Source organism: Mesorhizobium sp. M7A.F.Ca.AU.001.01.1.1 (assembly GCF_004022735.1).
Taxonomy (GTDB): domain Bacteria; phylum Pseudomonadota; class Alphaproteobacteria; order Rhizobiales; family Rhizobiaceae; genus Mesorhizobium; species Mesorhizobium ciceri.
Map to the genome: position 1 here is coordinate 1 of NZ_RZPF01000157.1, position 10506 is coordinate 10506.

The window sequence follows — 10506 nt, forward strand, 5'->3', positions numbered from 1 at the left end:
GCTATACCGCTGCCCGTATCGCCGAAGCGGAAGCGCGGCTGAAGGAATTGAGCAGCGAAGCGATCGACAGGATCGAACGCAACCTGATCGCCGGCCTGCCGGCGACCTATCGCAGCTATGACAGGGACAGTTTTCGCGAGGCCCTGGCGGACTACGATGCGATCGGACCAAAGGAGCTGCGCCAAAACCTTGCCTGGTTCCTGCGCGAGATCATTCCGGTGGCCGAAGAGGAGGGGGTGCGCATGTGCATCCATCCCGACGACCCGCCCTTCTCGCTCTATGGCTTGCCACGCATCGTTTCGACAGCCGAGGATGCGCGTTTCATCCTTAACGCCGTCGACAGCCCCGCCAACGGCCTGACGTTCTGCACCGGCTCTTATGGCACGCGCGCCGACAATGACATCGTCGCCATGGTCAAGGAATTCGCCGACCGCATCCACTTTGTCCACCTCCGCAACATCACCATCGAGGATGACGGCTCGTTCTACGAAGCCGAGCATCTCGAAGGCGGCACCGACATGGCGCATGTTATCCTCGCTCTGATGCAGGAAGAGGCGCGCCGTCGCAGGGAAGGCCGTGCCGACTGGCGCATTCCGATGCGACCAGACCATGGCCATCTGCTTGCCGACGACATCGGCAAGACCAGGATCAACCCCGGCTATTCGCTGATCGGCCGGCTGAAGGGCCTCGCCGAGCTGCGCGGCATCATGCGCGCCATCGAGCGGTTCGAGCTGGCTTGAAGCCGTCTTGCCGGTCGGCTGGCGGGATTTACAGACGATCACGCGCGATTGCGCTTCCGCTGCGACTTATACGCTGTCGCACTGGAAAGTGCGGTCCACGAGAGGCATGGCGGGTAAAGCACTTGTCGGGAAATTATTTGCCGACAGGTCATAATATGCAGCGCTGACGTTCTTCCATCCGGCCCGGATTGGACTTCCTGTTGCTTTGATCGGCACGCCTTGCGTGTCACTTTGAGATGCATTCATGCTCGAAGCTCTTGCCGGTGGTCGCTTCTACTTCTCCTAAGCCAGGGCAGAGAAAAGAAGGAAGCTGAACATGCCCAGAATTGTGCCGGTGCTTGACCTGAGCCGCCTCGAACAAGGTGCGTCCGAGTATCGTACCTTTCTCCTGGACCTGCGTACGGCAGCCCGGGACGTTGGCTTCTTCTATCTCAGCGGCCACGGAATTTCCGCCCCGGAGATCGACGACGTGCTCGATGCCTCGCGACGGTTCTTCGCGTTGCCGGAGGCCGACAAGCTGGCCATCGAAATGGTCAAATCCCAGCAGTTTCGCGGCTACACCCGCGCCGGCGGCGAACTGACCAAGGGCGCGGCCGACTGGCGTGAGCAACTCGACATCGGCGTCGAGCGCCAGCCCATAGCGCAGGGACCTGGAATTGCACCGTGGACACGGCTGCAGGGGCCGAACCAGTGGCCGTCTGCACTGCCGGAGCTCAAGCCGGCACTGCTTGCATGGCAGGCCAAGGCGACCGCGGTGGCCATTCGGCTGCTGAAAGCCTTCGCACTATCGCTCGATCAGCCCGAGGACGCCTTCGACGCGATCTATCGGGACTCGCCCAACCATCGCATGAAGATCGTCCGTTATCCCGGCCGTGACGCGACCGAAGGCGACCAGGGCGTCGGCGCGCACAAGGATGGCGGTTTCCTCACCCTGCTGCTGCAGGACGACAACAAGGGCCTGCAGGTCGAATATGACGGAAGCTGGGTGAATGTGGATCCGCTCCCTGGAACGCTGGTCGTCAACATTGGCGAACTGCTCGAACTGGCATCGAATGGGTATTTGCGTGCCACCGTTCACCGCGTCGTGACGCCGCCTGCCGGCGTCGAGCGGATCTCCGTTCCCTTCTTCTTCAGTGCGCGGCTGGACGCGACCATACCGCTTCTGACCCTGCCCGAGGAATTGGCGGCCGAAGCGCGCGGGCCGGCAAGCGATCCGGACAATCCGTTGTTCCGCGATGTCGGCACCAATGTGCTCAAAAGCCGACTGCGTTCACATCCCGACGTGGCACGCCGCCACTATGCCGATCTTCTCCAGGCCGGAGCGGCGGGTTCGTGAACTCAGCTCTGCACGAATTTTTGCCGTTTCATATGTTTTTTGGAATGCCATTCGTCGCCAAGGCTTCGAGATAGGCGCAAAAAGGTAAAATCGTTTAGCGGTTTCCTCCCATTCCGCTGGACGGTGTTCCCCTCTGAAGGTTCAAACCTTCTTTTGGCCGGGCCGCATTCGAGCCCGGCCATTTTTTGTCCTGGTCCCGGACAGCGCAAAACCTATGCTGCAAAAGGCCGGTGTGGAGGAACAGGATATCTTCCCGAGTTGCGCGGACCGTCCGATCCTGAGTTTAGGATTCGAGCGCTAGTGCTCGACTGTATCGATCGGTCGAAACGACTTTCATGACACAAAAACAATTGCACCTCGGCGCCTTCATGCGCCCCGTCAGCCTGCATACCGGCGCCTGGCGCTATCCGGGCGCCTATGCCGACGCCAATTTCAATTTCGCGCATCTGAAGCGCTTCGCCCAGACCTTGGAGGCGGCGAAGTTCGACGCCTTCTTCATGGCCGACCATCTGGCCGTTCTCAACATGCCGATCGAGGCGCTGCGGCGCAGCCACACGGTCACCTCGTTCGAGCCGTTCACGCTTTTGTCGGCGCTCGCCGCCGTCACCGACCATATCGGGCTGGTCGCCACCGCATCGACGACGTTCGACGCGCCCTATCATGTTGCCCGCCGCTTCGCCTCGCTCGACCATATCAGCGGCGGACGCGCCGGCTGGAACATCGTCACCACGTCCAATCCGGATGCGGCGCTCAATTTCGGCCTCGACGAGCATGTCGAGCATGACGAGCGCTACCGGCGGGCCCGGGAATTCTACGATGTCGTCACCGGCCTGTGGGACAGCTTTGCCGACGATGCCTTCATCCGCGACGCCGAAAGCGGGTTCTATTTCGACCCGGCCAGGCTGCATGTGCTCGACCATAAGGGTGAGCATCTCTCGGTGCGCGGCCCACTCAACATCGCGCGGCCAATCCAGGGCTGGCCGGTCATCGTGCAGGCCGGCGCCTCGGAGGCAGGACGCCAACTGGCGGCGGAGACAGCGGAGGTCATTTTCGCCGCCCATGCCGATCTCGCGGCGGGGCAGCGCTTCTTCGCCGACGTCAAAGGCCGTGCGGAAAGGCTTGGCCGGTCGCGTGACGACATCAAGATCCTGCCCGGCGCCTTTGTCGTTGTCGGTGACAGCGTCGAGGACGCGCAGGCCAAGCGGGCGAAGCTCGACAGTCTCGTCTACTACGAGAGCGGCATCGCCTCGCTGTCGATCGCCATCGGACATGACGCGTCCGGTTTTGATCCCGACGCGCCCTTGCCCGAAATCCCCGAGACCAATGCCTCGAAGAGTGGCCGCGAGCGCGTCATCGAACTGGCACGCGAGGAGAACCTGACCGTCAGGCAGCTTGCGCAAAGGCTGGGCGGCTATTCCGGCCTTGCTTTTGTCGGCACGCCTGAAACAATCGCCGACGAGATGGAGGAATGGCTGATCGGCGAGGGTTCCGACGGGTTCAACATCATGTTTCCATACCTGCCCGCCGGGCTCGATGATTTTGCCGAGAAGGTGGTGCCGGAATTGCAAAGGCGAGGGATCTTCAGGCGGCAATATGAAGGGTCGACACTGCGCGAGAATCTCGGCCTGAAGCGTCCGCCCAACCGGTTTTTCGAGTAGAGCCTTCTTCGCAGGGAGATTTTCGATGTCGATCCAGTCCAACACCCGCATCGTGCTCGCGGCGCGGCCACAAGGCCGGCCAAAGCCGGATGATTTCCGCATCGAGACGGTTGATGTCGTCCAGCCGGGAGAGGGCGAACTGCTGCTGCAGATCCTCTATCTGTCGCTCGATCCCTATATGCGCGGGCGCATGAACGCTACGAAATCCTATGCCAGGCCCGTCGATGTCGACGGCGTGATGGAAGGCGGTACTGTTGCGCGCGTCGTGATCTCTCGCCACCCGGAATTTACCGAAGGGGATATCGTGTTGTCCCATTCCGGCTGGCAGAGTTTTGCCTTGTCCGACGGTGTGGGGCTGCGCAAGCTGGATCCCGCTGCGGCACCCATCACGACGGCGCTTGGCGTGCTCGGCATGCCGGGCTTCACGGCCTATGCCGGTCTGCTCACCATCGGGCAGCCGAAGCCTGGCGAGACGGTCGTCGTGGCGGCCGCCAGCGGCGCGGTCGGGTCGGCCGTTGGCCAGATCGCGCGCATCAAGGGCGCGCGTGCCGTCGGCATTGCCGGCGGTGCCGACAAGTGCGCCTTCGTGCGAGACGAACTCGGCTTCGATGCGGTCGTCGATCACCGTGCCGATGATTTTGCCGAGCAGTTGAAGGCAGCCTGCCCCGGTGGCATCGACATCTATTTCGAGAATGTCGGTGGTCCTGTCTGGGACGCGGTGTTTCCGCTGCTGAACGAATTTGCGCGTGTGCCGGTCTGCGGGCTGATCGCGCAGTACAACGTCATCGCGGATGCCGGCGTCGACCGCTTGCCGGTATTGATGCAGCAAGTGCTGCACCGCAGCCTGACGATCAGGGGGTTTATCCAGCGTGAATTTGTCGACCAGCGCCCGGCCTTCTATCGTGAGATGGCCGAATGGATATCGTCCGGCCGCGTCCGCTACAGGGAAGATATCGTCGATGGCATCGAAAATGCACCACAGGCCTTTCTCGGCCTTCTCGATGGCAAGAATTTCGGCAAGCTGATCGTGCGTATCGCGGAATAAATGCCGCGCAACGATCAGGCGGGGCTGCTTGGGTAATTTCTGCCGCAGCCGTGGCCGCGGGGCGTGATTGCCAGCAGCCGCCGATCAGCCGGTTGCCCCGGCTGCCGATGACGCCGAGCGGCGAGAAACGCAACTTGCCGATCTGGGCGATGGTCGCGGCGTCGCGCTCGCGCAGGCTTGGATTGCTCACGGCACGGTTTCTGTCTCGAGTGCCGGCAGTGCCGCCGCCAGCCGGTCCGCCCATTCCTCGATGCCGGACCGTGTCGACAAAAGATCCTGCCGGATCTCGACGAGGACGGCGGCGATGCCGCGATCGTCGCCATGGATGGGCACGGCGTAGTCGGCGTCGCGGCTGATCACATAGGGTACATTGGCCGCAACATTGAGCGCCGCATCGGTGCGCAGGCCCGAAAGGATCGCTTCGGCGAGACCTCTTGCTTGGTCATGCAGCACGCCGGCATGCCAGGGCCTGCTGACGCCGAGGAAGACCGGCGTGAAAGAATGGATCGTCACGATCCGCGTCTGCCGGCCTGCTTGTGCCCGGCGGTCGAGATAAGCGGTCACCCGGTCATGGAACGGCGAAAAGATGATCTCGGCGCGCCGGGTCCGCTCCGCCGCATCGATGCCGACATTCCCGGGAATGTCGGTGTCTTCCGACAGTACCGGAATGCTGCCTGGCGTGCCCAGTGGCCGGTTGAGGTCGATCAGCAGCCGCGAATAGCCGCTGAGGAAGGCCGGAGCATCGAGCTTCGACGACAGCAGGCGGGTCACTTCGGCGGCGCCGATATCCCAGGCGATGTGGCGCTGCAGATGGTGGGCATCGAGGCCAAGCTGTCGATACTCGACCGGCATGTGGTTGGACGCATGCTCGCACAACAGCACGATATCGGAACGGCCGTGCTCGTTGAGGGCCTCGACGGCCTCGGGCCAATCTTTTTTTGTCACTGCGGTCATCAATAGAGCGTCCGGTAGAGATCGCAGATGGAGGCCGGATCGAGACCGGCAAGACGCTCGGCTTCATGTCGCTTGAGGCCGACGAAGGTTTCGATGAAGACGGGCGCGAACCATCCCGTCACGGTGCCGTCGGCCAGCAGCGCGTCCAGTGCCGCGGGCAGGGTTTCGGGCAGGCGCACCAGACCAAGACTTGCCCGCTCCGCCTCGCTCATCAGTGTCGGGTCGCCGGTGACCAAAGGTGGCGACGGCAGGCCCGCCTCCAGCCCCTCCAGCCCGGCGCGGATGATCGCCGCCAGCGACAGATAGGGATTGCCGGTGGCGTCGGCGGCCCGGTATTCGATGTTGTATTGCCGCGCCGGATCCCGTCCGCCGATCGTCACCGTCGGGCAGATGCGCAGCGACGCCTCGCGGTCGCGGTCGGCAAGCCAGGTGTAGGAAGAACTCCAGCTGTGCGGCTTCAGCCGGTAGAAGGACGACACGCTCGACGCCGTCATGGCGGTCATCCCAGGCAGATGGCGCAGCACGCCGGCACAGAAGGCGCCCGCTTTGGCGGAAAGGCCGCCCGCCAGTGCCGGATCGTAAGTCATCGGCTTGCCGGCCTCGTCGACGAAGCTGAAATGGATGTGGACGCCGTTGCCGACGGCGGTTGGCGCTGTCTTGGGGGCGAAGCTCGCACGCCAGCCGGCATTGCGCGCCAACTCGCGCGTGATTTCGCGGATGGCGACGGCGCGGTCGGCCGCCGTCAGCGCGTCCGCCGGCTCGTGCGTCACCTCGAACTGCTCGTCGCCGAATTCGGCGATGACCACCTCGGGCGCGACGCCGGCTTCCTCGAGCGCCGCCATCAGATTGGGCGCGAAAGGGTCGGCGCGGCGCAGTGCGGCGAAAGACATTGAATGCGCCTGTGCGAAGCCGCCGTCGGCAACGTTGAATTCGTGCTCGAAAGCGGCGATGACCGACAGGCCGGTTGCGGCTTTCAAATCGGCCAGCGCGTCTTTGAGCATCGTGCGGGTGCAGCCGAGCCATGGGCTGCCGTCGAGCTCGACGATGTCGCCGGCGACCATATCGAATGGCGTTGCCGATCCGGTGCGTGTCGTGCGAAAGCGCGCTTCGAGATCGGGGATCAGCCGCAGGTCGCCCGACGAGCCCCAGGGGTTGGGATCGACGATCGAGTTGAACGGTGTCAGCGACAGATTGGCCTGCAGCCAACCGACGCCGGTCGTGGCGGTCTTCTGCAACTTGCTTTCGGCAACGAAACGGCCCCGCGTGACGGCGGAGAGATCCGTGGTGACGACGGCAACCAGAGGCTCGACAGTCGACGTCATGCCGGTTTTCCCAAAGCGTTGAAGCGGTCGACGACCGTGTCGGTGTCAGCCACCCAGCAGTAGCCGCCGAAGGCCTTGAGCGCGATGTCGTGGCGTTCCTGGGTGATGGTGGCGCAGGCATCCGATACGCAGGTGACAAGATAGCCGCGGTCGGCGCCGTCGCGCACCGCCATGTCGACGCATTGATCGGTCAGCACGCCGACCACGACGAGATAGCGGATGCCGAGGTTCTTGAGGAGATAGTCGACATTGGTCGAATTGAAGATGCCCGACGACGTCTTCGGCAACATGATCTCGTCGCCAACCGGCGCCAGCGATGCCACCGGCAGTCCTTCGGGGAGACTGGGCGCAACATGGATCGGTGTCAGCTTGTGGTCGAGCGAGCGCTCACGGCCGTCTTCGGTCAGGCTCTGAATGATGGTGTGCAGCACCTCGACGCCATTGGCCCGCGCCGCCGCCAGCAGGCGCTCCTGGTTGGGGATCGTCTGCGAGGATGTCTGCCGGTAAAAATAATGATCGGGGCCACGTTCCGGATGCGACGGATCGGCGCCCGGCTCCAGCCAGATGCGCTGCATGTCGACGAGTAGCAGTGCCGTTTCGCCGGCACGGAAGGCTTCGTCTCGTTTGGGTAGGGCCTGGGTCATGCTTTGTCGTCCTGCTTTGCTGATTTGGGTCCCGGTGTCTTGCGGGGGCCGGGTGTCTTGCGCGCGCCGTTCTCTTGCGGTTCGCTGTCGAGCGTCACGGCATTGGCATGCCGCACCTTTTCGAGTCGCTCGATGCGGGCGCGGGCCTCGTCGCCCAGCGTCGAAACGATATGGGCGACCAACGCTTCCATCTGTGCGATCGCCGGCGCCAGCGTGTCGTAAGGTGAGGCGACTTCGAGCGGGCTGACGATGGTGACTTCGGCGAGATCTGATATCGGCGACAGCCATTGGTCGGTGAACAGGACGATGCGCACATCGAGCGCCGCCGCTTGTTTTGCATAGGCCATCACATCGAGTTGGTAGCGGCGGTAGTCGAAGACGACGAGCACGTCGCGCCGGCCGAGGTCGGCCAGCGTGTCGAAGATCTGCGGAGAGAGCACGCCGAGATCGCGAACCCCGGAGCGGAACTGCACGAGATAGCCGGCCAGCATGCCGGCGATGTGGCGGCTGAACCGGCCGCCAACCATCACGATCTCGCCCTTGGCCTCCATCAGCAAGCGGGCCGCCCGCTCGTAAGTCTGGACGGGTGTCGCGGCGGTGGCTTTCTGCAAGGCCGTGGTGACGCTATCGAGATAGGCCAGCACGGCGCTGTCGTTGGAACCGCTCTGCCGCTTGGCCTCCATCATCAGCAGCGGCGAGTGCAGTCTTGCCTCGACTTCGGCCAGAAGCCTCGCCTGGAAATCCGGAAACCCTTCATAGCCGAGCTTCATCACCAGCCGCACCACGGTTGGATCGCTGACGCCAGCGCGCCGGGCGAGCGATGAGGCGGTGCCGAGGCCGGAGGTCGGATAGTCCGTCAACAGCAGTCGAACGATCTTCTCCTCCGACGGCGTCAGCGCAAGATCCCCGCGCATCAGAACATCGCGTATCGCCATGGGCCTCCCCGGAATCCGTGTTCTCTTGTTTTGTCGAGTTTATTACAGAGATTTAAATATCGGTCAACAATGAAGAGATGTTGACATTGCGCGATCGCTGGCCCTACCTTGTCGAAAAGCAGCCAAGAGACTGTGGGGAACAGCCATGCGAAATGGAAGCGACGTCATCGTCGTCGGTGCCGGTATTGTCGGATCGAGCGCGGCCTATGATCTGGCCAAAGCCGGTGTGAAGGTCACGCTGGTCGAGCAGACCCATCCCGCCGGCGGCCCGTCGGGCAAATCGTCGGCGCTGCTGCACGCCTTCTACCTGATGCCGGAACTGTCGCAGCTATCCATCCGTGGCCGAGAGATCCTGGTGTCGCTGCCCGAAATCGCGGGCGAAGGATCCTTTGTCACCGAAATCGGCATGATGTGGGTCTGCGGCAACGACAACAAGGCGAGCTGGACGTCGGCAGCCGAACGCATCCGCGGCGAGGGCGCGCGCATCAAGACATTGTCGCCGCAGGCCTTTGCCGATGCCGCACCGGGCTTTGCCCTGGACAATGTCGCGCTGGCGCTGTGGGAACCCGAGTATGGCTATGCCGATGCCTTCGGCGCCACCAATGCTATTGCCCGTGCCGCCCGCGCCAGTGGTGCCAGGATCATGCAGAACACGTTGGTCGAGAGCCTCCAGCGGCAGGGCGACCGCATCACGGGTGTCATCTTGACCGATGGAACGATGCTGGAGGCCGATACCGTCGTCCTGGCCGCCGGGCCGTGGACGCGCCGGCTGCTGGCGACGGTCGGCCTCGATCTGCCGCTGCATGTCGAGCGCCATCCGATGGCCGTGCTCGACGCTGCCGGCAAGGCAAGGCAGGTCATGCCGTTCGCCTGGTGCGACGACATTTCCTGCAACTATGCGCGGCCAGACAATGACGGCGTCATCCTCGCCGGGACCTGGGCCGGCGGCGGCACCGGCCTGCGCCACGAACATGCAGGCCGTCCACGCTTCGTCGAAAATCCCGATGATTACATGGAAGGTGTCGAGGAGCAGGAATCGGTCGAGATCCTGGAGACCTTCGCCAGCCGCGTGCCGGCCATGGCCGAGCTTGGCATCCGGCCGGGCTATGCCGGTCTCTACGACATGAGCCCCGACGATCTGCCGGTCATCGGCGCCATGCCTGATGTCGAAGGGCTGGTCGTTTCGGCGGGGTCTTCCGGCCACGGCTTCAAGACCGGGCCGGCAGTCGGCGAGGCGGTGGCCAAGCTGGTCACCCAAGGCGCGCAACCGATCCTGGCCCCGTTTTCACCCGATCGCTTCAGGGCCGCGTGATGGCGTCGGTGACGACGAGCGAGAGCAAGAGTTCCGGCTTCATGCCGGCCGCGTTCCGCAACGCCACGGCCGATGCCCTGTGCATGGTCGCGGTGCTGTTGCTGGTGGCGCTTGCCGCCTTCATCTTCGGCGGCGCCGCCATGCAACGCGTCGTCACCTATGCCGCGATCATGCTGACGGCGGTGCTCGGCCTGCAGATATTCTCCGGCAACAGCGGCATCGTCTCGTTCGGCCAGGCGGCCTTTGTCGGCCTCGGCGCCTATGCGACAGGCATCCTCACCATGCCGACGGCACTGCAGCGAACGGCGCTGCGCGACCTGCCGCAATTCCTCGCCGGCCATCAACTCTCCTTCGTCGCAGCGCTGGCCATCGTCCTGGCTCTGGCGGTCGTCGTCGGCCTGCTGACCGGTGCGCCGCTGCTAAGGCTTTCCGGATCGAGCGCCTCGATCGCCACGCTGGCCATGCTGATCATCGTCTACACGCTGCTGGTCGCCGGGCGCGAGATCACCCGCGGCAGCCAGCCTTTCTACGGCGTGCCGCGTGAGGTCGGGCTGTGGACC

The 10506-nt window shown here is 63.8% G+C and carries 9 protein-coding genes and 1 pseudogene; 6 read left to right on the top strand and 4 right to left on the bottom strand.

The window, feature by feature from the left end; all coding sequences use genetic code 11:
- The 4 genes from uxuA to EN884_RS12315 form a co-directional block, all read left to right on the top strand.
- The coding region (uxuA, locus tag EN884_RS12300; protein ID WP_128360564.1) for a mannonate dehydratase at positions 1 to 740 on the top strand (740 nt) is incomplete at its 5' end.
- A 316-nt stretch (positions 741 to 1056) separates the two neighbouring features.
- A complete protein-coding gene (locus EN884_RS12305) occupies positions 1057 to 2076 on the top strand; it encodes an isopenicillin N synthase family oxygenase (protein ID WP_013530313.1) in 1020 nt (339 codons plus the stop codon).
- 335 nt (positions 2077 to 2411) lie between these two features.
- Positions 2412 to 3734, top strand: coding sequence for an LLM class flavin-dependent oxidoreductase (locus EN884_RS12310; protein ID WP_063170108.1), 1323 nt, complete (start codon positions 2412 to 2414; stop codon positions 3732 to 3734).
- A 25-nt stretch (positions 3735 to 3759) separates the two neighbouring features.
- Positions 3760 to 4779 (top strand): NADP-dependent oxidoreductase, encoded by a 1020-nt coding sequence (locus EN884_RS12315; protein WP_024502301.1) that lies wholly within the window; start codon positions 3760 to 3762, stop codon positions 4777 to 4779.
- Positions 4780 to 4965: 186 nt separating this feature from the next.
- On the opposite strand, the gene EN884_RS12320 is transcribed toward EN884_RS12315, so the two are convergent.
- From EN884_RS12320 to EN884_RS12335, 4 genes are read right to left on the bottom strand one after another with little or no spacing between them, the layout of a single operon-like run.
- On the bottom strand, positions 4966 to 5733 hold the full coding sequence (locus tag EN884_RS12320; protein ID WP_024502302.1) for an N-formylglutamate amidohydrolase: 768 nt from the start codon (positions 5731 to 5733) through the stop codon (positions 4966 to 4968).
- The gene (locus EN884_RS12325; protein ID WP_013530317.1) at positions 5733 to 7055 is read right to left on the bottom strand and encodes a glutamine synthetase; all 1323 of its coding nucleotides are present in this window, start codon (positions 7053 to 7055) and stop codon (positions 5733 to 5735) included. The genes EN884_RS12320 and EN884_RS12325 overlap by 1 nt, the downstream gene beginning before the upstream one ends.
- A complete protein-coding gene (locus EN884_RS12330; RefSeq protein WP_013530318.1) occupies positions 7052 to 7699 on the bottom strand; it encodes an isochorismatase family cysteine hydrolase in 648 nt (215 codons plus the stop codon). The genes EN884_RS12325 and EN884_RS12330 overlap by 4 nt, the downstream gene beginning before the upstream one ends.
- Positions 7696 to 8634 carry a MurR/RpiR family transcriptional regulator gene (locus EN884_RS12335; RefSeq protein ID WP_063170109.1) on the bottom strand — a complete coding sequence of 313 codons (939 nt, stop codon included), beginning with the start codon at positions 8632 to 8634 and terminating at the stop codon, positions 7696 to 7698. Before EN884_RS12335 ends, EN884_RS12330 begins: the two co-directional genes overlap by 4 nt.
- Before the next feature lie 145 nt (positions 8635 to 8779).
- On the opposite strand from EN884_RS12335, the gene EN884_RS12340 reads away from it, so the two are divergent.
- Both EN884_RS12340 and EN884_RS12345 read left to right on the top strand, forming a co-directional pair.
- Positions 8780 to 9946, top strand: coding sequence for an FAD-binding oxidoreductase (locus tag EN884_RS12340; protein ID WP_063170110.1), 1167 nt, complete (start codon positions 8780 to 8782; stop codon positions 9944 to 9946).
- Positions 9946 to 10506 (top strand): annotated as a pseudogene (locus EN884_RS12345) (ABC transporter); the annotation flags it as partial. The gene EN884_RS12340 and the pseudogene EN884_RS12345, both read left to right, overlap by 1 nt.

What these genes read in the sequence shown, in the direction of transcription:
- EN884_RS12325 (WP_013530317.1), bottom strand. Translation starts at nt 7,055, where the DNA reads ATGACGTCGACTGTCGAGCCTCTGGTTGCCGTCGTCACCACGGATCTC.
- EN884_RS12315 (WP_024502301.1), top strand. Translation starts at nt 3,760, where the DNA reads ATGTCGATCCAGTCCAACACCCGCATCGTGCTCGCGGCGCGGCCACAA.
- EN884_RS12305 (WP_013530313.1), top strand. Translation starts at nt 1,057, where the DNA reads ATGCCCAGAATTGTGCCGGTGCTTGACCTGAGCCGCCTCGAACAAGGT.
- EN884_RS12330 (WP_013530318.1), bottom strand. Translation starts at nt 7,699, where the DNA reads ATGACCCAGGCCCTACCCAAACGAGACGAAGCCTTCCGTGCCGGCGAA.
- EN884_RS12310 (WP_063170108.1), top strand. Translation starts at nt 2,412, where the DNA reads ATGACACAAAAACAATTGCACCTCGGCGCCTTCATGCGCCCCGTCAGC.
- EN884_RS12340 (WP_063170110.1), top strand. Translation starts at nt 8,780, where the DNA reads ATGCGAAATGGAAGCGACGTCATCGTCGTCGGTGCCGGTATTGTCGGA.
- EN884_RS12320 (WP_024502302.1), bottom strand. Translation starts at nt 5,733, where the DNA reads ATGACCGCAGTGACAAAAAAAGATTGGCCCGAGGCCGTCGAGGCCCTC.
- EN884_RS12335 (WP_063170109.1), bottom strand. Translation starts at nt 8,634, where the DNA reads ATGGCGATACGCGATGTTCTGATGCGCGGGGATCTTGCGCTGACGCCG.